Origin of the sequence: Pseudomonas sp. PSPC2-3, from assembly GCF_049898265.1 — a bacterium.
In the GTDB taxonomy this organism is placed as follows: domain Bacteria; phylum Pseudomonadota; class Gammaproteobacteria; order Pseudomonadales; family Pseudomonadaceae; genus Aquipseudomonas; species Aquipseudomonas veronii.
Genome location: NZ_JAFCXJ010000003.1, coordinates 533,956 through 557,631, shown reverse-complemented (window position 1 = coordinate 557,631; position 23,676 = coordinate 533,956). Strand labels below are relative to the sequence as shown.

Genomic DNA, 23,676 nt, shown 5'->3' with positions numbered 1-23,676 from the left:
TCAGGCCCGGCCGATCGGCGCGAACGTGGCCTGGGTATGCTCGGCCAGAACCGCTGCGGACAACTCCACTTCCAACCCCCGTCTCCCGGCGCTGACAAAAATCGTCGGGAACGGCTGCGCGGTAATATCAATAAAGGTGCGCAAACGCTTTTTCTGTCCCAGCGGGCTGATCCCCCCCAGCAGATAGCCAGTGGAACGCTGCGCCGCCGCCGGGTCGGCCATCTCGACTTTTTTCACCCCGGCGGCGTGCGCCAGGGCTTTCAAGTCCAGACTTCCGACGACCGGCACCACCGCCACCAATAATTCGCCCTTCTCGCTGCTCGCCAGCAAGGTCTTGAACACCTGCGCCGGGTCCAGACCCAACTTTTCCGCGGCCTCCAGGCCATACGAGGCAGCTTTGGGATCGTGTTCATAACTGTGAATGCGATGTTCGGCGCGAACTTTTTTCAACAAATCCAATGCAGGGGTCATGGACGCTCCAGGCGTGGCAAACGGATGGCCAATTCTAGGCCAAGCCCACACAAAACGCTCTAGTACGCCCCTCACTCATGGCAATACTTACTGTGGCGAGCGTGATCATTCATCAAACCTATAGTTCGAAAATGACTGATAGTTCACTTTCGACCTTTGACAGCAGTCATTCTTGTCTATATTTTTTCGTTTCCGAATACTGTAGGAATACATCCGCAGCATTCCAGCAGTAAGCCGTGCCCGGGATGGGGATCCTCGACACGGTGAAAATCGCGCAAGGCCCGTTGAGGCCAGACGCCAGACAAGAACAACAAATTGAGGTTTTCCATGACAACTGCACTTCAACAGCCTTCACTTTCGAGCCAATGCATGGCCGAATTCCTGGGGACTGCGCTTCTGATCTTCTTCGGTACCGGTTGTGTCGCTGCGCTCAAGGTCGCGGGTGCCAGCTTTGGCTTATGGGAAATCAGTATCATCTGGGGGATCGGCGTGAGCATGGCGATCTACCTGAGCGCGGGCATCTCCGGGGCACATCTGAACCCGGCGGTCAGCATCGCCCTGTGTCTCTTTGCCGATTTCGACAAGCGCAAACTGCCCTTCTATATCCTCGCCCAAGTCGCCGGCGCCTTCTGCTCCGCGGCCCTGGTGTACACGCTCTACAGCAACCTGTTTTTCGATTACGAACAAACCCACCATCTGGTGCGCGGCACCCAGGCCAGCCTGGAGCTGGCCTCGGTATTCTCGACTTATCCCCATGCACTGCTGAGCACGGCCCAGGCCTTCCTGGTGGAAATGGTCATCACCGCGATCCTGATGGGCGTGATCATGGCCCTGACCGACGATAACAACGGCCTGCCACGCGGCCCGTTGGCACCGCTGCTGATCGGCTTGCTGATCGCGGTGATTGGCAGCGCGATGGGCCCGCTGACCGGCTTTGCGATGAACCCGGCACGGGATTTCGGGCCCAAGCTGATGACCTTTTTCGCCGGTTGGGGTGAAATGGCCTTTACTGGCGGGCGTGATATTCCCTACTTCCTGGTGCCGATTTTCGCACCGATTGTCGGTGCATGCCTGGGGGCTGCAGCGTATCGCGGGCTGATTGCCCGTCACCTGCCAAGCGCCGCACCCGCTGTCACCGAAACCGAAGACAGCGCCGTCAACGGCAACACCCGCATTTCCTGATAGCCAGCCTGGTCCACCCTGCCCCTTCGTGGCCCAGGCGGTTTACCCACTTCCTTATTTCTCGTCCAAGGCAATCGACATGACCGACATTCAGAATAAGAACTACATCATTGCCCTCGATCAGGGCACCACCAGTTCCCGGGCGATCATCTTCGATCGTGACGCCAACGTGGTCTGCACCGCCCAACGTGAGTTCGCCCAGCATTACCCGCAAGCGGGCTGGGTCGAACATGACCCGATGGAAATCTTCGCGACCCAGAGCGCGGTGATGGTCGAAGCCCTGGCCCAGGCCGGCCTGCACCATGACCAGGTCGCCGCCATCGGTATCACCAACCAGCGCGAAACCACCGTGGTCTGGGACAAAGTCACCGGCCGCCCGATCTACAACGCCATCGTTTGGCAGTGCCGCCGCAGCACCGAGATCTGCCAGCAGCTCAAGCGTGATGGCCACGAGCAATACATCAGCGATACCACCGGCCTGGTCACCGACCCGTACTTCTCCGGCACCAAGCTCAAGTGGATTCTCGATAACGTCGAAGGCAGCCGCGAACGTGCGCGCAACGGCGAGCTGCTGTTCGGCACCATCGACAGCTGGCTGATCTGGAAATTCACCGGCGGCAAGACCCACGTCACCGACTACACCAACGCCTCGCGCACCATGCTCTTCAACATCCACACCCTGGAGTGGGACGCGAAGATGCTGGACATCCTCGATGTGCCGCGGGAAATGCTGCCGGAAGTGAAATCGTCGTCGGAAATCTACGGCCGCACCAAGAGTGGCATTGCCATCGGCGGCATCGCCGGTGACCAGCAGGCCGCGCTGTTCGGCCAGATGTGCGTGGAACCGGGCCAAGCCAAGAACACCTATGGCACCGGTTGCTTCCTGCTGATGAACACCGGCGACAAAGCGGTGAAATCCAAGCACGGCATGCTCACCACCATCGCCTGCGGCCCGCGTGGCGAAGTGGCCTACGCCCTGGAAGGCGCCGTGTTCAACGGTGGTTCCACCGTACAGTGGCTGCGCGACGAGCTGAAAATCATCAACGACGCCCACGACACCGAATACTTCGCCGGCAAGGTCAAGGACAGCAACGGCGTGTACCTGGTGCCCGCGTTCACCGGCCTGGGCGCGCCGTATTGGGACCCGTATGCCCGTGGCGCGTTGTTCGGCCTGACCCGTGGCGTGCGCGTGGATCACATTATTCGCGCAGCTCTGGAGTCGATTGCCTACCAGACCCGCGACGTATTGGACGCGATGCAGCAGGACTCCGGCGAACGCCTTAAATCCCTGCGCGTGGACGGCGGCGCGGTGGCCAACAACTTCCTGATGCAGTTCCAGGCCGATATCCTCGGCACCCAGGTCGAACGCCCGCAAATGCGCGAAACCACAGCACTCGGTGCCGCCTACCTGGCGGGCCTGGCCTGCGGCTTCTGGGGCAGCCTGGAGGAATTGCGCGGCAAAGCGGTGATCGAGCGCGAATTCGAACCCCAGCTCGAAGAAGCGGCCAAGGAGAAACTCTACGCCGGCTGGCAAAAAGCGGTGAGCCGCACCCGTGATTGGGAACCGCACGAAGGCGCTGAATAAGCCCTTCGCCGGAACCACTTAGGGTTGTAACTGGCAGGGAGCAGATTCCTGCGTCATCATGGGCCACTTTTGTATGGCAGCCCAAAGGACGCCCAATGAATCTGCCTCCCCGCCAGCAACAAATCCTCGAACTGGTCCGCGAACGCGGCTACGTCAGTATCGAGGAAATGGCGCAGTTGTTCGTTGTCACCCCGCAAACCATCCGCCGCGATATCAACCAGCTGGCGGACGCCAACCTGTTGCGCCGCTACCACGGCGGCGCAGCCTATGATTCCAGCGTCGAAAACACCGCATACGCCATGCGGGCCGACCAGATGCGCGACGAGAAACAGCGCATCGGCGAAGCGATCGCCGCACAAATCCCCGACCATGCCTCGCTGTTCATCAACATCGGCACCACCACCGAATCCATCGCCCGTGCGTTGCTCAACCACAATCACCTGAAAATCATCACCAACAACCTCAACGTCGCCACCATGCTCAGCGCCAAGGACGACTTCGACGTGCTGCTGACTGGCGGGAGTGTGCGACGTGACGGCGGCGTGGTGGGCCAGGCCAGCGTCGACTTTATCAACCAGTTCAAGGTCGATTTCGCCCTGGTCGGCATCAGCGGTATCGATGAAGACGGTAGCCTGCTCGACTTCGACTACCAGGAAGTGCGGGTTTCCCAGGCGATCATCGCCAATGCGCGCAAGGTGATCCTGGCGGCTGACTCGAGCAAATTCGGGCGCAATGCCATGATTCGCCTGGGCCCGATCAGCCTGGTGGACTGCCTGGTGACTGACCAGCAGCCGGTGCCGGCGCTGGTGCAGTTGTTGAACCAGCATAAGGTTCGGCTGGAAGTCGTCTAGCGCCTGCACTGATGCTATCGGAGGCAAGCCCCCTCCCACACTTTGATGTGTGAACCCATTCAAATGTGGGAGGGGCTTGCCCCCGATAGCGATTGATCCAGCCCCCATTTCCTTGAGCCTTCCCCAGGCACATGTTCACAAATTTTCCTTTTCTCGCCCTTCGATGAGTTTTTTCAATCGAAGTCGGGTGGCTGTGGGCGCGTTTATCAGCTACCATTTTCGGAAATGAACATTAATGTTCGATTTCCAATACGAAAAGATCGCGAGGCCAGCCGATGAACCCTTCCACCTTGCCTGCTCCACCGCTTGCCGAAGTCTATGACGTTGCCGTAATCGGTGGCGGGATCAATGGCGTCGGCATTGCAGCAGACGCAGCCGGGCGCGGGTTGTCGGTATTCCTTTGCGAAAAGGACGACCTGGCCAGCCACACGTCTTCCGCCAGCAGCAAGCTGATCCACGGTGGCCTGCGTTACCTCGAACATTACGAATTCCGCCTGGTGCGCGAAGCCCTGGCCGAACGCGAAGTCCTGCTGGCCAAGGCCCCGCACATCGTCAAGCAGATGCGCTTTGTGTTGCCGCACCGCCCGCACCTGCGTCCGGCGTGGATGATCCGCGCCGGCCTGTTCCTGTATGACCATCTGGGCAAGCGCGAAAAGCTCGCCGGTTCGAAAAGCCTCAAGTTCGGCCCCGACAGCCCGCTGAAAAGCGAAATCACCAAAGGCTTCGAATATTCCGACTGCTGGGTCGATGACGCCCGCCTGGTGGTGCTCAACGCCATGGCCGCGCGTGAAAAAGGCGCACACATCCACACCCAAACCCGTTGCGTCAGCGCGTACCGCAGCAAGGGCCTGTGGGAAATGAACATGGAACGCACCGACGGCAGCCTGTTCTCGATCCGCGCCAAGGCGCTGGTGAACGCCGCCGGGCCGTGGGTCGCCAAATTCATCAAGGAAGACTTGAAGCTGGATTCGCCCTACGGCATCCGTCTGATCCAGGGCAGCCACCTGATCGTGCCGAAACTGTACGAAGGCGCCCACGCGCACATCCTGCAGAACGAAGACCAGCGCATCGTGTTCACGATTCCATACCTGGACCACCTGACCATCATCGGCACCACCGACCGCGAATACACCGGCGATCCGGCGAAAGTGGCGATTACCGAAGGTGAAACCGACTACTTGCTCAAGGTGGTCAACGCTCACTTCAAGAAACAACTGAGCCGCGACGACATCGTCCACACCTACTCCGGCGTGCGCCCGCTGTGCAACGACGAGTCGGACAACCCGTCGGCCATCACCCGCGACTACACCCTGTCGCTCTCCGGCGGCGCTGGCGAGGCGCCGATCCTGTCGGTGTTCGGCGGCAAACTGACCACCTACCGCAAGCTCGCCGAGTCGGCGATGGCCCACCTGGCGCCCTATTTCACACAGATGCGCCCAAGCTGGACCGCCACCGCCAGCCTGCCGGGCGGCGAAGACATGAGCACGCCGCAAGCCCTCGCTGCGGCCATCCGTACCCAGTTCGACTGGGTGCCAAGCGAAATCGCGCGGCGCTGGTCCACCACCTACGGCAGCCGCACCTGGCGCCTGCTCGAAGGCGTGCAATCGCTGGCCGACCTCGGCGACCACCTCGGTGGCGGCCTGTACACCCGCGAAGTCGACTACCTGTGCGCCGAAGAATGGGCGACCCAACCCGAGGACGTGCTGTGGCGCCGCACCAAGCTTGGCCTGTTCACCACCCCGGAAGAACAGGCCAATGTGCGGCGTTATCTGTCCAAGGTGGAGCATAACCGCAGCAAGATCCAGGCGGCCTGACAGACTGCTCGTACAAAAGCCCCTGCGCCGTAAGGCCCAGGGGCTTTTTCATATCGGTTCAGCCATTCGGTTTTCCGAACAGCATTCCCCTGCGCGATTCGGTTTGCCGGACCTGGCCGTTATAAATTCTCGCTCATAAAAACTTAATTGCTATATAAATCATACAGTTAACCTTTTACTCGTGGACTGGCACGACTCATGCTCTACACTTCAGGACGATTGCCTGAGATGCCTCAGGAGCCGTCACGGGCATTCGCTGTATAAGAGAGCCGCTTAACCGGCTTCATAAAAAAAACAAATGTCGAGGAAGTATTGATGCGCATCGTTCCCCATATTTTGGGCGCAGCTATCGCTGCCGCTCTGATCAGCACTCCAGTTTTCGCCGCCGAACTCACCGGCACGCTGAAAAAAATCAACGACTCGGGCACCATCACCCTCGGGCACCGCGACAGCTCCATTCCGTTTTCCTACATCGCGGATGGTTCGGGTAAACCGGTGGGCTACTCCCACGACATTCAGCTGGCTATCGTCGAAGCCCTGAAAAAAGACCTGAACAAGCCCCAGCTGCAGGCCAAGTACAACCTGGTCACTTCCCAGACCCGTATCCCGCTGGTGCAGAACGGCACCGTGGACATCGAGTGCGGTTCCACCACCAACAACGCCGAACGCGCTCAGCAAGTCGCGTTCACCACCAATATCTTCGAAATCGGCACCCGCCTGCTGGTCAAGAAAGACAAGGATGGCAAGCCGTCCTATAGCGACTTCGCCGACCTCAAAGGCAAAAACGTCGTGACCACCGCCGGCACCACGTCCGAGCGCATCATCAAGGCGATGAACGCCGACAAGCAGATGGGCATGAACGTCATCTCCGCCAAAGACCACGGCGAGTCCTTCCAGATGCTGGAAAGCGGCCGCGCCGTTGCCTTCATGATGGACGACGCCCTGCTGGCCGGTGAAGAAGCCAAGGCCAAGAAGCCGAATGACTGGGTTATCACTGGTACTCCGCAGTCCTTCGAAGCCTATGCCTGCATGGTTCGCAAAGAAGATCCTGCGTTCAAGAAAGCCGTGGATGACGCCATCGTCGCGCTCTACAAATCCGGCGAAATCAACAAGATTTATAGCAAGTGGTTCGAAAGCCCGATCCCACCAAAAGGCCTGAACCTGAACTTCCCGATGAGCGACAAGGTCAAGGAACTGATCGCCAATCCGAGCGATAAGCCTGCGCCTGACGTAAAAATCTGATTTCTGGCTAACCTTATCTCCTGAGGGAGCCACTCCTCCCTCAGGCGTCTGTTACTACCTGCTGGCTATATTTTGGAACACTCGACCGGGCGGTTTTCGAGCCGATCGTGTGTGCCTGGCGTTCACCGTCAGGCGGGAACGGATTTTCCCCAAGCGGGTGCTTGTACATCGATCGATCTCGAGGGGAGACCCTAATGAATTACAACTGGGACTGGGGCGTGTTCTTCAAGTCCACTGGCGTTGGCAGCGAGACTTATCTCGACTGGTACATCGCCGGCCTGGGCTGGACCATTGCCATCGCCGTCGTGGCATGGATCATCGCCTTGCTGCTGGGCTCCATGCTGGGGGTCATGCGTACCGTGCCAAACCGTATCGTATCGGGCATCGCCACCTGCTACGTGGAACTGTTCCGCAACGTGCCGCTGCTGGTGCAGCTGTTCATCTGGTACTTCCTGATACCCGACCTGCTGCCGCAAAACCTGCAGGACTGGTACAAGCAAGACCTGAACCCGACCACCTCGGCCTACCTGAGCGTTGTGGTGTGCCTGGGCCTGTTCACCGCCGCCCGTGTCTGCGAGCAGGTACGCACCGGCATCCAGGCGCTGCCGCGTGGCCAGGAAGCCGCCGCCCGCGCCATGGGTTTCAAGCTGCCGCAGATCTACTGGAACGTGCTGCTGCCGCAGGCTTACCGGATCATCATTCCGCCGCTCACCTCGGAATTCCTCAACGTGTTCAAGAACTCCTCCGTGGCGTCCTTGATCGGCCTGATGGAATTGCTGGCGCAAACCAAGCAGACCGCCGAATTCTCGGCCAACCTGTTTGAAGCCTTCACCCTGGCCACGCTGATCTACTTCACCCTGAACATGAGCCTGATGTTGCTGATGCGCCTGGTCGAGAAGAAAGTCGCCGTGCCCGGCCTGATCTCCGTGGGGGGTAAATAATGGAATTCGATTTCAGCGGCATCATCCCCGCGATCCCCGGCCTGTGGAACGGCATGGTCATGACCTTGCAGTTGATGGTCATGGGCGTGGTCGGCGGTATTGTCCTCGGCACGATCCTGGCGTTGATGCGCCTGTCGTCCAGCAAGTTGCTGTCACGCCTGGCCGGCGCCTACGTGAACTATTTCCGCTCGATCCCGTTGCTGCTGGTCATCACCTGGTTCTACCTGGCGGTGCCCTTCGTGCTGCGCTGGATCACCGGCGAAGACACGCCGATCGGTGCGTTCACCTCCTGCGTCGTGGCCTTCATGATGTTCGAGGCCGCGTACTTCTGTGAAATCGTGCGGGCCGGCGTGCAGTCGATCCCCAAGGGCCAGATGGCGGCCGCGCAGGCCATGGGCATGACTTACGGTCAGACCATGCGCCTGATCATCCTGCCCCAGGCGTTCCGCAAGATGACCCCGTTGCTGCTGCAACAGAGCATCATCCTGTTCCAAGACACCTCGCTGGTCTACACCGTGGGCCTGGTGGATTTCCTCAACTCCGCCCGTTCCAACGGCGACATCATCGGCCGCTCCAATGAGTTCCTGATCTTCGCCGGTGTCGTCTACTTCATCATCAGCTTTTCCGCCTCGCTGCTGGTCAAGCGTCTGCAAAAAAGGTTTGCCGTATGATCTCTATCAAAAACGTCAACAAGTGGTATGGCGACTTCCAGGTGCTGACCGATTGCAGCACCGAGGTTAAAAAAGGCGAAGTGATCGTGGTGTGCGGGCCGTCCGGCTCGGGTAAATCCACCCTGATCAAGTGCGTCAACGCGCTGGAACCGTTCCAGAAAGGCGACGTGATCGTCGACGGCACGTCCATCGCCGACCCGAAGACCAACCTGCCGAAACTGCGCTCGCGCGTCGGCATGGTGTTCCAGCACTTCGAGCTGTTCCCGCACCTGACCATCACCGAAAACCTGACCATCGCGCAGATCAAGGTGCTCGGCCGCAGCAAGGAAGAAGCCACCAAGAAGGGCCTGCAACTGCTTGATCGCGTCGGCCTGTCGGCGCACGCCCACAAGCACCCTGGCCAGCTTTCCGGTGGCCAGCAGCAACGTGTGGCGATTGCCCGCGCCCTCGCCATGGACCCGATCGTCATGCTGTTCGACGAACCGACCTCGGCCCTCGACCCGGAAATGGTCAACGAAGTGCTGGACGTGATGGTGCAACTGGCCCAGGAAGGCATGACCATGATGTGCGTGACCCACGAAATGGGCTTCGCCCGCAAAGTGGCCGACCGCGTGATCTTCATGGACGCCGGCAAGATCATCGAAGACTGCCCGAAAGAAGAGTTCTTCGGCGACATCAGCGCCCGCTCCGAACGCGCGCAGCACTTCCTCGAGAAAATCCTGCAGCACTAAAAAAGCCACAGCTTGCTCCTCCTGTAGGAGCGAGCTTGCTCGCGAAAAACGGCAACGATGAAGCGCACATCCTGGATGAACGCGGTGCCCTTGGTTTTTTCGCGAGCAAGCTCGCTCCTACAGGAAGGGGTGAGCGGTAGCTGACCCAAGGCATCTGTGATGAAATGCGACCCCAACCTCTATCGCGCCGCGCCGCCATCACTTGCCGTGAAGCCTCGTCTGATCCGCCAACTGTTCCTGCCGCCGTTGATCATCGCCCTGATGATCGGCCTGGGTTATATCGGCTTCTGGATCAGCGAGTACTATGGCATCCGCACCCTCAGCGATACCGGCGAACGCCAGTTGGAGCTGCATGCCCGCACCGTCGAAAGCGAACTGAGCAAATACACGTACCTGCCCAGCCTCCTGGAACTGGAATCCAGCGTGTCCACGCTGCTGGCCGAGCCGAACCAGGACACCCGCAAGACCGTCAACGACTACCTCGAAGGCCTGAACCGGCGCAGCCGCAGTCGGGCCATCTATGTGATGGACACCACCGGCCGCGTACTGGCCACCAGCAACTGGCGCGATGCCGACAGCTACCAGGGTGAAGACCTGTCCTTCCGCGCCTATTTCCAGAACGCCGTGCGCGGCCAGCCCGGGCGTTTCTATGGCATCGGCAGCACCAATGGCGAACCCGGCTACTACCTGGCCCACGGCCTGGAAGAGCACGGCAAGATCATCGGCGTCGCCGTGGTCAAGGTCCGCCTCGAAGCCCTGGAGGAACGCTGGAAACGCGCGCGTCTCGAAGCGTTTGTCAGCGACGAGAACGGTATCATCATCCTTTCCAGCGACCCGGCCCGCCGCCTCAAGGCCGTGCGCCCCCTGAGCGATGAGACTAAGGACCGCCTGGCGCACAGCCTGCAATATTACTGGGCGACGCTGAACGAGCTGGAGCCCCTGGCCCGCGAGCGCCTCAACGAAGGCACAGAAAAACTGACCTTTCCGGCCAACAGTGAAGTGGTGGCCGATGAGCACGAAGTCAGCTACCTGGCCCAGACCCGGCCGCTGAGCGACACGCCGTGGAATTTCACCCTGCTCACCCCGCTCAACGACCTGCGCCGTGCGGCGATCAACCAGGGCATCCTGGTGGCCGTCGCCTTTGGCCTGGTGGCGCTCCTGCTGATTGCCTGGAATGAACGACGCAAAGTCATCGCCACCCGCCTCGCCGCCCGGGAAGCCTTGCAGGAAGCCAACAGCCAGCTGGAACGCCGGATTGCCGAACGCACCGCCGACCTGCGCGCGAGCAACGAGCGCCTCAAGGGGCAGATTCGCGAGCGCCGCCAGGCCGAGGAAACCCTGCGCCGCGCCCAGGATGAGCTGGTGCAGGCGGGCAAACTGGCGGCCATCGGCCAGATGTCCACCAGCATCGCCCACGAATTGAACCAGCCCCTCGCCGCGTTGCGCACGTTGTCCGGCAATACCGTGCGCTTCCTCGAACGCGGAGCGCTGGATACCGCCAGCGCCAACCTCAAGACCATCAACGAATTGATCGACCGCATGGGCCGCATCACCGCCAGCCTGCGCTCCTTCGCGCGGCGCGGCGACGACCAGGGCGAAGCCAGCCTGGGCAAGGCCGTGGATGCCGCGTTCCAGGTGCTCGGCGCACGCCTCGACAGCCTGCCTCTGACGCTGCACCGCGACTTTGCCCCGGCCCAATTGCAGATCGACCAGACGCGCCTGGAGCAGATCCTGGTCAATCTGATCGGCAACGCCCTCGATGCCATGCAAGCACAACCGGCGCCGGAACTGTGGCTGGAAGGCCACGAAGCCGACGGCAAATACCGCCTGCAGGTGCGCGATAACGGCCATGGCATCGACCCCGAGGCGCGCAAGCATCTGTTCGAACCGTTCTTCACCACCAAACCCGGCGAGCAAGGCCTGGGCCTTGGCCTTACGTTGTCCGCCAGCCTGGCCGCGGCCACCGGCGGCAACCTCGCCGTGGAGCATCCCGTCGGTGGTGGTACTGCCTTTGTCCTGAGCCTGCCGCTGGTGGGCGCTCAAACAGCCGAGTCGTCATGAACGTAGAAAAAAACCCTGACCTCACCGTCCTGATCGTCGAAGACGACCCCCACGTGCTGCTCGGCTGCCAGCAAGCCCTGGCACTGGAAGACATCCCCAGCGTCGGCGTGGGCAGTGCCGAAGAGGCGCTCAAGCGCATCGGCGAGAACTTTGCTGGCATCGTCATCAGCGATATCCGCCTGCCGGGTATCGACGGCCTGGAACTGCTCACCCGCCTCAAGGCCCTGGATAAAAGCCTGCCGGTGGTATTGATTACCGGGCACGGCGATATTTCCATGGCGGTCGGCGCCATGCGCAACGGCGCCTATGACTTCATGGAAAAACCCTTCTCTCCCGAACGCCTGGTCGACGTCGCGCGCCGCGCCCTGGAACAGCGCGGGCTGGCGCGGGAAGTCTGGGCGCTGCGCCGCCAGTTGGCCGAGCGCGACTCCCTGGAAGGACGCATCATCGGCCGCTCGCCGGCGATGCAGAACCTGCGCGAATTGATCGCCAACGTCGCGGATACGTCGGCCAACGTGCTGATCGAAGGCGAGACCGGCACCGGCAAGGAACTGGTCGCGCGGTGCCTGCATGATTTCAGCCGACGCCACGCTCACCCGTTCGTCGCGCTGAACTGCGGCGGCCTGCCGGAGAACCTGTTCGAAAGCGAGATTTTTGGCCACGAAGCCAACGCCTTTACCGGCGCCGGCAAACGTCGGATCGGCAAGATCGAGCACGCCCACGAAGGCACGCTGTTTCTCGATGAAGTGGAAAGCATGCCGATCAACCTGCAGATCAAGCTGCTGCGCGTGTTGCAGGAACGCACCCTCGAACGCCTGGGTTCGAACCAGAGCGTGGCGGTGGATTGCCGAGTGATCGCCGCCACCAAATCCGACCTCGACGAATTGAGCCGCGCCAGCCAGTTCCGTAGCGACCTGTACTACCGCCTCAACGTCGTGACCCTGGAACTGCCGCCTTTGCGCGAACGCCGCGAAGACATCCTGCAACTGTTCGAACACTTCCTGCAGCAATCATCCCTGCGCTTCGACCGCAGCGTGCCGGACCTCGACAACCAGACCCTGTCCAACCTGATGAGCCACGACTGGCCGGGCAACGTGCGTGAACTGCGCAACGTCGCCGAGCGCTTCGCCCTGGGCCTGCCCGCCTTCAAGAAAAGCGGCGCCAGCAGCGGCAGCCAGGGCCTGGCCTTCACCGAAGCGGTGGAAGCCTTCGAACGCAACCTGCTCAACGACGCGCTGCAACGCAGCGGCGGCAACCTGACCCAGGCCAGCCAGGAACTGGGAATGGCCAAGACCACCCTGTTCGACAAGGTCAAGAAATACGGTTTGAGCCACTGAGGAACCGCGCGTGGATCTGATATTGAAGGCCGCGCTGGGCGCGGCGGTGGTGCTGATACTGGCCGCGTTGGCCAAGACCCGGAATTACTACATCGCCGGGTTGGTGCCGCTGTTCCCGACCTTTGCGCTGATCGCCCATTACATCGTCGGCAAAGGCCGTTCGGTGGACGATTTGAAGACCACCATCCTGTTCGGGATGTGGTCGATCATTCCGTACTTTGTGTACCTGGCGACGCTCTACGTGCTGGTCGATCGCCTGCGCCTGGAAGCCTCTTTAGCCGTAGCAGCGCTAGCGTGGTTGATGGCAGCGACTGTTCTGGTCAGCGTCTGGGTACGCCTGCAGACCTGACACACCACAATCCAAATGTGGGAGGGGGCTTGCCCCCGATGGCGGTGGATCAGATACACATAGGCTGTCTGACCCACTGCTATCGGGGGCAAGCCCCCTCCCACATTTAGAACAGTGCTGTGCCAGGCAACTCAGCGGACTATTTTGTCGATCTGAATCCCCAGCTTCTTCAGGCGATACCAGAAGCTGCGCTCGGAAATCCCGATCTTCGCCGCTGCCGCCGCCTGTACGCCATTGCTCTCGTGCAATGCCGCCTGGATGTAGGCTTTCTCCACCTCCGCCAGCGCCGCATCCAGGTCCTGGGGAATGCCCGGTCCGTCGCTGAGGATCGCCGTCACGCCGCCCTCGCTGGGCTTGGATGCGAACAGATAACCCGGCAAGTCGATATCTTCAATCACCGGCGATGACGCCACGATCGTCGCGCGTTCCACGCAGTTCTGCAGCTCGCGGATATTGCCCGGCCAGTGATACGCCGTCATAGCCTGCAAGGCCTCGGGGCTGAAACCGGTGATGCGTTTACCCGCGGTGACGCTCAAGGTCTGGGCGAAGTGCCGAGCCAGGGGCGCGATGTCTTCCACGCGCTCGCGCAAGGGCGGCAGCGGGATCGGGAACACGTTGAGGCGGTAATACAAGTCCTCGCGAAACTCCTTGTTGGCCACCGCCTCCAACAGGTTCTTGTTGGTGGCGGCGATCACGCGCACGTCCACCTTGCGCTCGCGGGGGTCGCCCACCGGCTCGATCACCCGCTCCTGCAAGGCGCGCAGAATCTTGGCCTGCAGCGCCAGCGGCATGTCGCCCACTTCGTCGAGAAACAGCGTGCCCTTGTCGGCCTGCATAAAACGCCCGACCCGGTCGGCCACGGCACCGGTGAAGGCGCCCTTGCGATGGCCGAACATTTCGCTTTCCAGCAGCCCTTCGGGAATCGCCGCGCAATTGACCGCGACGAACGGCTTGTCGGCCCGGCTGCCGTGCTTGTGGATGGCGCGGGCGACCATTTCCTTGCCGGTGCCGCTTTCGCCGGTCAGCAGGATCGTTGCGCTGCTGTCGCGCACCGAATCCACTGCCTGCAACACCTTGCGAAACGCCGGGCTGTCGCCCACCAGGCTGTCGAACTGCGCCTGCTCGTCCAGCTCGGCGCGCATGCGGGCGTTGTCGCGCATGATGTCGCGAAACTGCAGGGCCTTGGCCACGGTGATGTCCAACTCGTCGATATCGAACGGCTTGGCAATGTAGTCATACGCACCGTTGCGCATCGACTGTACGGCGTTTTTCACCGTGCTGTAGGCGGTCATCACGATCACCGGCACCTGGGAATAGCGCGCCTTGATCTCGGCCAGCAGCGCCGGACCGTCCATGCCCGGCATGCGCCAGTCGCTGATCACCAGGTCGATGTCTTCCTGCTCCAGCACTTTGAGCGCGTGCAGGCCGTTACCCGCCGTGAACACCTGTACGCCATTCTGGCTGAGGGCCGACGACAACAGGTCACAGAGCTTGGGCTCGTCGTCGACCACCAATATGTTATGCGTCATGAGTGTCCTCGTCGTCTTCGCCGATTGCCGGAATGTACAGGCTGAACGTAGCGCCGGCATCATTCTCGCTGATGCATTCGATGCTGCCGTCGTGACTTTCCATGATCGAATAGACTTTGGCCAGGCCCAGGCCGGTGCCGGAGGCCTTGGTGGTGACGAACGGGGTGAAGATGCGCTCGATCATATCCGCCGGGATACCCTGGCCGGTGTCGGCGACGCTGATGACTGTGTTGTCGCCCATCGAACGAATGCCCAGGGTCAGGCGGCCACCTTCGGGCATTGCATCGATAGCGTTGAGAATCAGGTTGAGGCAGGCCTGTTTGAGCTGCTTGGCGTCGGCATAGATGGTCGCGCCAGGCGCCTGGTCGTCGATGTGGGCGTCGATTTTGTGGCTGGCCAGTTCCGGGCTGCAGAAGCCGAGTATCTCCTCCACCAGCGCGCGCGCCGGTTGCAATACGCGCAGCGGCGCGTTGGGTTTGGCGAAATCGAGAAACTCGGTGATCAGGTCGTTGATCCGGCTGACTTCGCTGATCACATATTCCAGGTGGCGCTTGTCGGCTTCCGGCAAGTCGGCGCGACGGTGCAGCAGTTGGGTGGCAGTCTTGATGATCCCCAGCGGGTTACGGATTTCGTGGGCCAGGCCCATGGCGACTTCACCCAGGGCATGCAGGCGGTCGCGCCGGCGCAGTTGGGCTTCGAGGTGATGCAACTCCCCCAGCCGTTCGGTCATATGGTTGAAGGTGCTGCTCAATTGCGCCAGCTCATCGCCGCCGCTGACCACCACACGGTGGGCATAATTGCCCGAGATCACGGCGCTCACGCCCTGGGACAGATCGCGCAACGGTTGGGTCAAGCGCCGCGACACCAGCAGCCCCGCCGCCAGGGACAGTGCCGAGCTGAGCAGGAAAATCAGCACGAACAGGTTGCTCTGGTTCACCAGCCCGACCAGGCTGGTATGGCGCAGCAGGCCGCTGAAGATCACGCCTTGCAGCTCGCCGGCATCGTTGAAGATCGGCCAGTACAAACCGCTGTATTTGTTGGTGAACTGTTCGCTGGGTTGCTTGCTGCTGCGCATCTCGGCTTCGACGCCTTTCGGGATGTGCGAGGGGTGATCCATGAAGCGCTGGGTCGAGAAAATTTCCGAGAAACCGCCGGGGTTGGCCAGGTACAGGCGCAGGTCGAGGGAATGCACGTCGGCTACGCTGGTGAGGAAACTGCTGTCCAGGTAGGTGGCCACCAGCAGCACGTAGTCAACGCCGTCCTGGCTGGTCTCGAACGTCGAGACCACGATGCCGGTATTCACCCCCGCCACTTGCACGGTCTGCAATGCGGCGTTGCTGGTCAGGTTGATCTGCTTGACGATGTCATCGGGCGCGGTGCTGAACACCACCCGGTGGTCACTGCTGCGAATCAGGGCCACCACGTCGATGTCCGTGGCTTCGGCGATATCGGCGGCGAGCCTGTCGTGCTTGGCCGCCTGCCGGTTGGAGGGCGGGCTGGCGTAGCGCAGGAACAATTTCGCCATGCGCGCGTTGTCATGCAGGATGTCGCCGATCTCGTCCTTGACGATCTTGGTCGATTCCTGCAGCCAGATCCGCACGTTGCTGTCGAAAATCTGCGACAGCGTGGTGGCGGCCAACTCGGCCGCGATCATGGTCGGAATCACACTGACCAGCCAGAACGCCAGCACCAACTTGCGCTGGACGCTCCAGCGCGAAATGGCAAAGGGGCGGGCTTTCTGGCGGGTCTTGGTGATCATCAGGTTTCGCTTATCGCAGCAGCCATGGCAGGGTCGGAACGATCCGGTCGAAGAAACATTTTCACGAGTCTGAGCAGGCCGTTGACCAGCCGGTTACGGTGGCGGAAGAACAGGCTGTTGCCCTGGAACTCGCACCCCAGCCGCAGCTTACTGGCATATCCGGCCTGGCCACACTCATACAACGCAATATTGTGTTGGATACAGTAGTCGACATTGGTCAACCAACTACGGAAGTAGAGGTTGTAGTCACGGGTAAACTCCACGTCGTGCCCGAAGAACTTGTCGACCAGCCGATGCTCGTCCACCAGCATCAGGTTGAACGCCACCAAGTGCTCGTCGACCCAGTAAAGAACACAGACCGCGCGTTGTTCAAGGCGTTCGAGCACGCCGGTGAAATAACTCGCGGGCAAGCGTTCGAACTGCAGCTCGGCACGGGTCAGCGTGGCTTCGTACAGGCGCATGACCTCGGGCAGCACATCGTCGATGTTGCGCCGCCACTCCACCCGCGGGCCTGGCGCGCGCAGTTTGCGCCGCAAGTCCTTGCGCGTGGATTTGCCCAGCGAGCCCAGGTAAGCGTCCACCGAGCCGTAAGGCAGCGGCAATAAGCCCGTGGGCAAGCTCGGCATGCTTTGAAAGCCGGCCGCGCGGCAACTGTCGGCCCAGTGCGGGTCCTGCGTCGGGGCATCCTTGACCGCCACCAGGCCGATGCCGAACTCATCGGCGTCCTGGCGCGCCGCCAGCAGCAGGTGCTTGAGTAACAGCGCGCGCCGAACCTCAGGCACGCCACTGGCAAACCCGGCGTCACAACGCTCGGCCACCGGCGAACCGATGGCGTACAGCCCCACTTGCAAAACACCCGGCCACAGCCGCTCCAGCCGCGAGGTCAAGCGCTTGCCGACGCCCGACACCGTGGTATCGAGGCGGTAATGGGTGATGAACGCGGCCGCCACGGCCACCAGCGCGCCGTCTTCAAATACCGCCAGGTAGCGCCATTGAAAATCGTCGATCGCGGCGTTTTCCACGGCAACGTAGTAGTCCCAGTCCTCCAGCGCACCGGGAAAACAGTCGTTCCAGGCACTGCGCCGGATGGCCCGGATGGTCGGGAAGGCTTGGGTGGTTATCACATCGAATCCTTTGTAGCGAGGGAGCGTACTCCCGCTGGACTGCGCAGCAGCCCCCTCAATGACACGCGCTCCTTACAACTAGAACGAGGTGGCAGGTTCCAGGCTCGCTTCGCTGCCTGACGCGGGCAAGCGCCCTCGCCACAACGCACCGGCGTCCACGGAAGCGGTGTGCAGCTCGACAAACTCCGCACTCAACTCGATCACCCGGCGGTATTGCAGGTCGACGGTGATCATGTGGTAGCAGTTGTCCAGCAGGATCTTGGTCACCGGCCCGCCGAGGTGACGTTCCACGTAATCGGCGTTCCAGCGGCTGGTGATGTCATCCTCGATCGAATGCAGCACCAGGGCCGGCACCTTGACCTGAGGCATGCGCTTCTTGACCACGGCGTTCATCCGGTGCAACTCGCGCACCGTGATGCCCTCCATGGTCAGCAGGCCAGCCTCGCTGCTCTCCCCTTCCTTCATCTGCCGCTCGACGATCGCCCGCAGGCGTTCGTTCTTGATGCCGTAGGGCGGCTTCTCTTCGAAGCGACAGATATGCACGCCGAACGGAATTTTCATCAGCAACGGCGTAAGGAACGCCAGCTTGTTGATGCTCCAGCCGTCGTACTTCAAGGTGGTCGAATACATCAGCAGCCCGGCGACCTGGCCCGGATGCTCCGAGGCCAGGTACATCGACATCACCGCGCCCATCGACAGACCGCCGACAAACACCTGTTCATGGCGCTGGCGGACCTGGGCGAAGGTTCGACGCACCCCTTCGTACCAGTCCAACCAGCCGGTGGCCTGCAGGTCGCTGTTGTCGCCGCAGTGCCCGGCCAGGGTGGGCACGTACACCGTGCAATTACCCACCTTGGCCAGGCCCTTGGCGACCTGGCGCAGTTCCGTCGGCGTGCCTGTCAGGCCGTGGATCAACAGGATGCCGACCGGCCCTTCACCGAGAACGAAGCCGGCATCACCCTCACCGAGGTCGATCCCGACGTTGCTCACCGTTTAGTCGCTCGCACCAGCAGTTGCTCGAGCAGCTTCAGGCCCAGTTCGATTTCCGGGTAGCTGATTTCCAGGGACGGTGCCAGGGTGATCACGTTCTTGTAGTAGCCGCCCACGTCGAGGATCAGGCCGAGTTTGCGTCCGTCCACCACCATGTCGCCTTTCATGCCTTCTTCGACCATGTAGTCCAGGGTCGCCTTGTCCGGCGTGAAACCATCCGGGCCGCAGATTTCGCAGCGCAGGGCCAAGCCCAGGCCGTCGACGTCGCCGATGATCGGGAAGCGTTTCTGCAAGTCCTGCAAGCCTTCCAGGAAGAACTTGCCCTTGGCCATGACCATCGCGCCGTAGTCGACTTCGTTGGTCATCTTGAACATTTCCAGGCCTACCGCCGTGCCCAACGGGTTGGAGGCGAAGGTGGAGTGGGTCGAACCTGGCGGGAAGATCTTCGGGTTGATCAGCTCTTCACGGGCCCAGATGCCGCCCAGCGGGTTGAGGCCGTTGGTCAGCGCCTTGCCGAACACGATCACGTCCGGTTGTACGTCGAAGTGTTCGATCGACCACAACTTGCCGGTGCGGTAGAAGCCCATCTGGATTTCGTCGGACACCATCAGGATGCCGTGCTGGTCCAGCACCTGCTTGAGCTCGCGGTAGAAGTTCATCGGCGGGATCACGTAGCCGCCGGTGCCCTGGATCGGCTCGACGTAGAACGCGGCGTATTCACTCTGGCCGACTTTCGGGTCCCACACGCCGTTGTATTCGGTCTCGAACAGGCGGGCGAATTGCTGCACGCAGTGGCTGCCGTATTCTTCCTTGGTCATGCCTTTAGGGCCGCGGAAGTGGTACGGGAACGGGATGAACTGCGCACGCTCGCCGAAGTGGCCGTAGCGACGACGGTAGCGGTAGCTGGAGGTGATCGACGACGCGCCGAGGGTGCGGCCGTGGTAGCCGCCTTCGAAGGCGAACATCAGGCTCTTGCCGTTGGTAGCGTTACGCACCACTTTCAGGGAGTCTTCGATGGACTGCGAACCGCCGACGTTGAAGTGGACGCGACCGTCGAGGCCGAACTTCTTCTTGGCGTCGACCGCGATCATTTCCGACAGCTCGATCTTGCCTTTGTGCAGGTACTGGCTGGCGATTTGCGGCAGGGTGTCGATCTGCTGTTTCAGCGCATTGTTCAAGCGCGGGTTGGCATAGCCGAAGTTGACCGCCGAGTACCACATTTGCAGGTCGAGGTAGGCCTGATCTTCGGTGTCCCACACGTAGGAACCTTCGCAACGGCTGAAAATGCGCGGTGGCTCGATGTAGTGAACGGTGTCGCCGTAAGAGCAGTATTTGGCTTCTTTATCCAGAAGAATCTGGTCTTCGGCGCTCGCGATGCGGATATCAGACATGGTGGAAGAGTTCCTGATTTTCAATAGAGAGGTCAGTAGGGGCAAAGGTCGTGGCGTTGGCGGCGATGCCCTGTGGCAGCTTGGCCAGCAATGAGCTCACTTCGGCGAAGGTGTCGAAGCGCGCATGGGGAATGTTGTTGGCCTCGCAGTACCGGGCAAGGCTGCCCTTGGCGAAAACGAAGTCGGCGGTGGAGGCCACGCACATGTCGGACTTGCCGTCACCGATCACCAGCACGCGCTTGTTGCGCGGGGTGGATTTGCACTTGCAGTTGCCGGAAGCGGCGCGGCAGGCATCGCTGGCATACGGGAAGTCGATGCGCCAGCTGTTCTGGTCGACCTGGCGCAGGCGGTTGGCGAGGATCGGCAGCAAGCTCACGTAGTTGCGCGACAGAATCCGCGCGATGCCTTGCTCGATGCCGTCGCTGACCACTTCGATGGAGGCCCCCAGGCCGATGACGTGATCGACGAAATCGGGGAAGTCCGGGTCGATCTCGACGCTGTCGAAATACGCCAGCAGCTCACTTGGGGTGGCCTTGATCAGCGCGAGTTGGCGGCTCAGGCATTCGCGGGAACCGATATGCCCATCCAACCATTCCTGCTCGATGGTTTCCCACTCGGGGCCGGCGAAGCGTTGGAGGACGTTGTCGATGACATCGGTGGGGGTAATGGTCCCGTCGAAGTCACACACGATATGCCAGTGGATCATCTGCGTTTACCTTGAGGAGGAGCGCGCTCTGTGCGCTTGCAGAAGGTGTAGAGCAGGGACTGTGCCAACTGGCCAGCACCCAATGGCGCTGGGGGTTTGCGCGGATATCAGACGGTTTTGTGTCGAAGGAGCTACAATTTTTGTAGCTTGCTACAAACAAGATGAGTGCTTGCGCCAAGGCTGCGCTTTGCGCGTTCATGCGCGCATATTCAATCAAGGAACAGTGACCATGTTCAGGATCACCTCCGCTGTATTCGCCGGATTTCTGGGGCTGTGGAGCGTTTCACAAGCCGCGCAGGCCGACGGCATCACCGGTGAAGCAGGCGCGGGTATCAGCTACCAGCCCAAGGAACCCACCGGCACCCGCTATGAAACCGCGGCCGTTCCATACCTCGACCTGGACTGGGGCGACGTCAGCCTGAGCACCGATGACGGCCTGTCCTGGAGCGCCTTGAAAACCAACGGTTTCAGCGCCGGCCCCTACATCAACTACCTGTCGCGCCGCACGTCCAACGGCGCGTTGTCGGGGCTGCGCGAAGTGTCGAGCATGGCCGAAGTCGGTGGGTTCGTGGAATACGCGCCGGCCGACTTCTGGCGCGTCTACGCCCAACTGGGTCGCGCCGTGGGCGGCGCCCAGGGTCAGGGCGGCGTGCTCGGCAAGGTCGGCGGCGAGCTGGGCTATCCGCTGGCCGGCGGGATCATCGGCAGCAGCGACCTGATGGCGCATTTTGCCGACCGACGCCAGACCAACACGTTTTTCGGCGTGAGCGATAGCGAAGCCGCCGCCTCGGGTTTCCGTCCCTACAACGCCAGCGGCGGCTTCCAGAACGTGACGTTCACCCAGAGCTTCGAGTTTCCCCTGGCGACGAAATGGTCGCTGTTGACCAGTGCCAGCTGGGTCCGCCTGGTGGGTTCGGCGGCGAACAGCAGCATCGTCAAGCAGGCCGGCGAAGTGAACCAGAGCCAGGTGCAGACGGCGATCAGCTACAAGTTCAACTGATGCACATCGATAAAAATGTGGGAGGGGGCTTGCCCCCGATAGCGCAGGGTCAGCCAATACATACGGGACTGATCTACCGCTATCGGGGGCAAGCCCCCTCCCACATGGAGCCAGTATTTCATCGCGATACTTTCAGTTTTCCTCGCCTTCGGCCAACAACCCGATCCCGACAATAATCACCCCAACGCCCACCCAGTGCAGCAGGCTGATATGTTCCCCCAGCCCCAGCCACGAACCGAGCAACACCACCACAAACACCAGCGAACTCAGCGGAAACGCCAGCGACAGGCTGCTGCGCCGCAGGATCAGCATCCACACGAAAAACGCGCCGATGTAACTGGCGATCGCCGCCAGAATCCCTGGGTTGCGCGCCACTTCGGACAACCACTGCCAGTTGAAATCCATCTGCCCCAGTTGGTCCCCGGCGACCTTGGTAAACAGCTGCCCGGCGCTCTCGGTGCAAATCAGCAACGCCCACAGCACCACGGTGCCAAGGCGTTCGTGCAACCAGCCCTGATCGATATTTTGCGTACTCATGCCTGACCCCCTGCAATCGCGACCAACATCACGCCGAAGGTAATCACCAGCGTGCCCATCCAGCGCCGGCGGCTGACGGTTTCCCCCAGCACCAGCTTGCCCGCCAGCACCACCCCGCAGTAAGCCAGCGCCGCCGCCGGAAACAACAGGCTCAACGGCGCGCGGGACAAGGCTTCAAGCCAGACGAAAAACTCGATGGCGTAGGCCCCGAGCCCCGCCCACAACAACGGCGCATTGAACACCTGGCCCCAGAACGCGTTCAGGCGAAAGCCGCCCTCCAACTCCGGCAAACGGTCCAGGCCCATCTTGAAAAACAACTGGCCGACCACATCGAGCACGATGGAAAAGGCCACCAGCAACACCACGGTCAAAGTCACGGGAACAGCTCCTCAAACAGGTTGATCAGGGCTTCGTTGGTCGCGGCATTGCGCTGCAGGTCCTCGGCGCTCCAGCGCTCGGCCGGCGGCTGGTCGGACTTGGCCTCCCAACGCTTGAAGGCGTTACTGAACACGGGCTTGGCGAACTCGCCGCACACATCGATGCCGATGATCCGTTTGCGCGCCGCCAGGGCCCGCAGGGCCTGGAGCAGATGGCTCAGGCGCATGCCGCCCTGGTCCCAGTTGGTGGCCGCGTCTTCGCTGGCCAGCACGTCTTTGTCGATGGTGATCCAGATGGCTTCGGTGGGCAGGCTGCTGATCATTTGCTCAAGGAATGCGGCCCAGTCCAGCTCCGCCAGGTTGCGCCAGTACAGGTAGTTTTCCTGCTGCTGGTGGCCGGCGCCATCGCCGACCCGCCCCCAGACTTTCGACGGCGGGTGCTGCCATGGAAACAGCTGCAATTGCCCGCGCGTGAGGGCGCCGAGGTTGCCGCCGCGCAGCTGCGGGTTATGCAGGTCATCGCTGCACGGGCCGAGGGTGACGATGCGCTTGATCGCCGGCATCTTCAGCGCGCGGTTGACCCACGACCCGCAGTGGCGCTTGGGTGCAAAGCGGACCCAGTCGGGGTGGTTGTCGAAGTGGATCAGGCTGATCGGTTCTTTCAGGTCGGCCAGAAATGCCGGCGTCAGGTGGTGATAATCGCCGGAGCCGACAAACAGGATTTCCGGCCGCGCGTCCGTGGGCCGGGGCCGTGCCGCCAGGCGTTCGGTGAAGCGCTTCCAGGTTTTTTCGGTGGACCACAGACGCAGTTTCGGGCCCAGGTCCAGCAAGTCGAGACGGGTGGCATGACCACTGGCCAAACGCCGGGCAATCGGCGCCTGGCCCGTAAGGCTGTGGTCGAGGTCAAGAATATTCAAGGTAATGTTTCACCCCCAATGGCAGCGCCCAACCGGATTGCGGATGGGCTTTAGGGGGTCAATGCAAGGGACGGGCCAGGGACTCTCTTGAGGACAATGAGCCCCTCCCAC

Annotated in this window: 22 protein-coding genes; 12 read left to right on the top strand and 10 right to left on the bottom strand. The window is 61.5% G+C overall.

Annotated elements, in window-relative coordinates; translation table 11 throughout:
• Window positions 1-471 (bottom strand): Cys-tRNA(Pro) deacylase, encoded by a 471-nt coding sequence (gene ybaK / locus ACP7E3_RS09870; protein WP_017844616.1) that lies wholly within the window; start codon window positions 469-471, stop codon window positions 1-3.
• Between the two features lie 327 nt (window positions 472-798).
• On the opposite strand from ybaK, the gene ACP7E3_RS09865 reads away from it, so the two are divergent.
• The 11 genes from ACP7E3_RS09865 (at window position 799) to ACP7E3_RS09815 (ending at window position 13,235) form a co-directional block, all read left to right on the top strand.
• On the top strand, window positions 799-1,653 hold the full coding sequence (locus ACP7E3_RS09865; RefSeq protein WP_426122988.1) for an MIP/aquaporin family protein: 855 nt from the start codon (window positions 799-801) through the stop codon (window positions 1,651-1,653).
• A 79-nt stretch (window positions 1,654-1,732) separates the two neighbouring features.
• Window positions 1,733-3,238, top strand: a complete 1,506-nt coding sequence (gene glpK, locus ACP7E3_RS09860) for a glycerol kinase GlpK (protein ID WP_017844614.1) — start codon at window positions 1,733-1,735, stop codon at window positions 3,236-3,238.
• 95 nt (window positions 3,239-3,333) lie between these two features.
• The gene (locus tag ACP7E3_RS09855; RefSeq protein ID WP_017844613.1) at window positions 3,334-4,089 is read left to right on the top strand and encodes a DeoR/GlpR family transcriptional regulator; all 756 of its coding nucleotides are present in this window, start codon (window positions 3,334-3,336) and stop codon (window positions 4,087-4,089) included.
• Window positions 4,090-4,364: 275 nt separating this feature from the next.
• Window positions 4,365-5,903: a glycerol-3-phosphate dehydrogenase gene (glpD, locus tag ACP7E3_RS09850; RefSeq protein ID WP_057004346.1), complete on the top strand. Its 1,539-nt coding sequence runs from the start codon at window positions 4,365-4,367 to the stop codon at window positions 5,901-5,903.
• Between the two features lie 315 nt (window positions 5,904-6,218).
• Entirely contained in the window at window positions 6,219-7,145 is a 927-nt protein-coding gene (locus ACP7E3_RS09845; protein ID WP_017844611.1) for a glutamate/aspartate ABC transporter substrate-binding protein, read from the top strand.
• Between the two features lie 194 nt (window positions 7,146-7,339).
• A complete protein-coding gene (locus ACP7E3_RS09840) occupies window positions 7,340-8,086 on the top strand; it encodes an amino acid ABC transporter permease (RefSeq protein WP_017844610.1) in 747 nt (248 codons plus the stop codon).
• Entirely contained in the window at window positions 8,086-8,757 is a 672-nt protein-coding gene (locus ACP7E3_RS09835; RefSeq protein ID WP_046384547.1) for an amino acid ABC transporter permease, read from the top strand. The genes ACP7E3_RS09840 and ACP7E3_RS09835 overlap by 1 nt, the downstream gene beginning before the upstream one ends.
• Entirely contained in the window at window positions 8,754-9,488 is a 735-nt protein-coding gene (locus tag ACP7E3_RS09830; RefSeq protein ID WP_017844608.1) for an amino acid ABC transporter ATP-binding protein, read from the top strand. The genes ACP7E3_RS09835 and ACP7E3_RS09830 overlap by 4 nt, the downstream gene beginning before the upstream one ends.
• Window positions 9,489-9,647: 159 nt before the next feature.
• On the top strand, window positions 9,648-11,549 hold the full coding sequence (locus ACP7E3_RS09825) for a sensor histidine kinase (RefSeq protein ID WP_057004345.1): 1,902 nt from the start codon (window positions 9,648-9,650) through the stop codon (window positions 11,547-11,549).
• Complete coding sequence (locus ACP7E3_RS09820; RefSeq protein WP_017844606.1) at window positions 11,546-12,886, top strand: sigma-54-dependent transcriptional regulator; 1,341 nt, start codon at window positions 11,546-11,548, stop codon at window positions 12,884-12,886. The genes ACP7E3_RS09825 and ACP7E3_RS09820 overlap by 4 nt, the downstream gene beginning before the upstream one ends.
• Before the next feature lie 19 nt (window positions 12,887-12,905).
• The gene (locus tag ACP7E3_RS09815; protein ID WP_162231505.1) at window positions 12,906-13,235 is read left to right on the top strand and encodes a GlpM family protein; all 330 of its coding nucleotides are present in this window, start codon (window positions 12,906-12,908) and stop codon (window positions 13,233-13,235) included.
• A gap of 131 nt (window positions 13,236-13,366) precedes the next feature.
• On the opposite strand, the gene ACP7E3_RS09810 is transcribed toward ACP7E3_RS09815, so the two are convergent.
• The 6 genes from ACP7E3_RS09810 to ACP7E3_RS09785 all read right to left on the bottom strand — a co-directional run bounded on the left by ACP7E3_RS09810 (window position 13,367) and on the right by ACP7E3_RS09785 (window position 20,734).
• Window positions 13,367-14,764: a sigma-54-dependent transcriptional regulator gene (locus ACP7E3_RS09810; protein ID WP_057004344.1), complete on the bottom strand. Its 1,398-nt coding sequence runs from the start codon at window positions 14,762-14,764 to the stop codon at window positions 13,367-13,369.
• Complete coding sequence (locus ACP7E3_RS09805) at window positions 14,754-16,523, bottom strand: HAMP domain-containing sensor histidine kinase (RefSeq protein WP_057004343.1); 1,770 nt, start codon at window positions 16,521-16,523, stop codon at window positions 14,754-14,756. The genes ACP7E3_RS09810 and ACP7E3_RS09805 overlap by 11 nt, the downstream gene beginning before the upstream one ends.
• A complete protein-coding gene (locus ACP7E3_RS09800) occupies window positions 16,523-17,647 on the bottom strand; it encodes a GNAT family N-acetyltransferase (protein ID WP_017844602.1) in 1,125 nt (374 codons plus the stop codon). The genes ACP7E3_RS09805 and ACP7E3_RS09800 overlap by 1 nt, the downstream gene beginning before the upstream one ends.
• 78 nt (window positions 17,648-17,725) lie before the next feature.
• Window positions 17,726-18,637 carry an alpha/beta hydrolase gene (locus ACP7E3_RS09795; RefSeq protein ID WP_126587626.1) on the bottom strand — a complete coding sequence of 304 codons (912 nt, stop codon included), beginning with the start codon at window positions 18,635-18,637 and terminating at the stop codon, window positions 17,726-17,728.
• Complete coding sequence (locus tag ACP7E3_RS09790; protein ID WP_017844600.1) at window positions 18,634-20,028, bottom strand: aspartate aminotransferase family protein; 1,395 nt, start codon at window positions 20,026-20,028, stop codon at window positions 18,634-18,636. Before ACP7E3_RS09790 ends, ACP7E3_RS09795 begins: the two co-directional genes overlap by 4 nt.
• A complete protein-coding gene (locus ACP7E3_RS09785) occupies window positions 20,021-20,734 on the bottom strand; it encodes an MtnX-like HAD-IB family phosphatase (protein WP_426122981.1) in 714 nt (237 codons plus the stop codon). The genes ACP7E3_RS09790 and ACP7E3_RS09785 overlap by 8 nt, the downstream gene beginning before the upstream one ends.
• Before the next feature lie 229 nt (window positions 20,735-20,963).
• On the opposite strand from ACP7E3_RS09785, the gene ACP7E3_RS09780 reads away from it, so the two are divergent.
• Window positions 20,964-21,734, top strand: coding sequence for a MipA/OmpV family protein (locus tag ACP7E3_RS09780; protein WP_128191541.1), 771 nt, complete (start codon window positions 20,964-20,966; stop codon window positions 21,732-21,734).
• A gap of 132 nt (window positions 21,735-21,866) precedes the next feature.
• On the opposite strand, the gene ACP7E3_RS09775 is transcribed toward ACP7E3_RS09780, so the two are convergent.
• From ACP7E3_RS09775 to ACP7E3_RS09765, 3 genes are read right to left on the bottom strand one after another with little or no spacing between them, the layout of a single operon-like run.
• The gene (locus ACP7E3_RS09775; RefSeq protein ID WP_017844597.1) at window positions 21,867-22,271 is read right to left on the bottom strand and encodes an EamA family transporter; all 405 of its coding nucleotides are present in this window, start codon (window positions 22,269-22,271) and stop codon (window positions 21,867-21,869) included.
• The gene (locus ACP7E3_RS09770) at window positions 22,268-22,648 is read right to left on the bottom strand and encodes a transporter (RefSeq protein WP_017844596.1); all 381 of its coding nucleotides are present in this window, start codon (window positions 22,646-22,648) and stop codon (window positions 22,268-22,270) included. Before ACP7E3_RS09770 ends, ACP7E3_RS09775 begins: the two co-directional genes overlap by 4 nt.
• Window positions 22,645-23,565, bottom strand: coding sequence for an arginase (locus ACP7E3_RS09765; protein WP_017844595.1), 921 nt, complete (start codon window positions 23,563-23,565; stop codon window positions 22,645-22,647). The genes ACP7E3_RS09770 and ACP7E3_RS09765 overlap by 4 nt, the downstream gene beginning before the upstream one ends.
• Between the last annotated feature and the right edge of the window lie 111 nt (window positions 23,566-23,676).

What these genes read in the sequence shown, in the direction of transcription:
- ACP7E3_RS09780 (WP_128191541.1), top strand. Translation starts at nt 20,964, where the DNA reads ATGTTCAGGATCACCTCCGCTGTATTCGCCGGATTTCTGGGGCTGTGG.
- ACP7E3_RS09785 (WP_426122981.1), bottom strand. Translation starts at nt 20,734, where the DNA reads ATGATCCACTGGCATATCGTGTGTGACTTCGACGGGACCATTACCCCC.
- ACP7E3_RS09855 (WP_017844613.1), top strand. Translation starts at nt 3,334, where the DNA reads ATGAATCTGCCTCCCCGCCAGCAACAAATCCTCGAACTGGTCCGCGAA.
- ACP7E3_RS09820 (WP_017844606.1), top strand. Translation starts at nt 11,546, where the DNA reads ATGAACGTAGAAAAAAACCCTGACCTCACCGTCCTGATCGTCGAAGAC.
- ybaK (WP_017844616.1), bottom strand. Translation starts at nt 471, where the DNA reads ATGACCCCTGCATTGGATTTGTTGAAAAAAGTTCGCGCCGAACATCGC.
- ACP7E3_RS09865 (WP_426122988.1), top strand. Translation starts at nt 799, where the DNA reads ATGACAACTGCACTTCAACAGCCTTCACTTTCGAGCCAATGCATGGCC.
- ACP7E3_RS09835 (WP_046384547.1), top strand. Translation starts at nt 8,086, where the DNA reads ATGGAATTCGATTTCAGCGGCATCATCCCCGCGATCCCCGGCCTGTGG.
- ACP7E3_RS09810 (WP_057004344.1), bottom strand. Translation starts at nt 14,764, where the DNA reads ATGACGCATAACATATTGGTGGTCGACGACGAGCCCAAGCTCTGTGAC.
- ACP7E3_RS09845 (WP_017844611.1), top strand. Translation starts at nt 6,219, where the DNA reads ATGCGCATCGTTCCCCATATTTTGGGCGCAGCTATCGCTGCCGCTCTG.
- ACP7E3_RS09830 (WP_017844608.1), top strand. Translation starts at nt 8,754, where the DNA reads ATGATCTCTATCAAAAACGTCAACAAGTGGTATGGCGACTTCCAGGTG.
- ACP7E3_RS09775 (WP_017844597.1), bottom strand. Translation starts at nt 22,271, where the DNA reads ATGAGTACGCAAAATATCGATCAGGGCTGGTTGCACGAACGCCTTGGC.
- ACP7E3_RS09805 (WP_057004343.1), bottom strand. Translation starts at nt 16,523, where the DNA reads ATGATCACCAAGACCCGCCAGAAAGCCCGCCCCTTTGCCATTTCGCGC.
- glpD (WP_057004346.1), top strand. Translation starts at nt 4,365, where the DNA reads ATGAACCCTTCCACCTTGCCTGCTCCACCGCTTGCCGAAGTCTATGAC.
- ACP7E3_RS09840 (WP_017844610.1), top strand. Translation starts at nt 7,340, where the DNA reads ATGAATTACAACTGGGACTGGGGCGTGTTCTTCAAGTCCACTGGCGTT.
- ACP7E3_RS09825 (WP_057004345.1), top strand. Translation starts at nt 9,648, where the DNA reads ATGAAATGCGACCCCAACCTCTATCGCGCCGCGCCGCCATCACTTGCC.
- ACP7E3_RS09790 (WP_017844600.1), bottom strand. Translation starts at nt 20,028, where the DNA reads ATGTCTGATATCCGCATCGCGAGCGCCGAAGACCAGATTCTTCTGGAT.
- glpK (WP_017844614.1), top strand. Translation starts at nt 1,733, where the DNA reads ATGACCGACATTCAGAATAAGAACTACATCATTGCCCTCGATCAGGGC.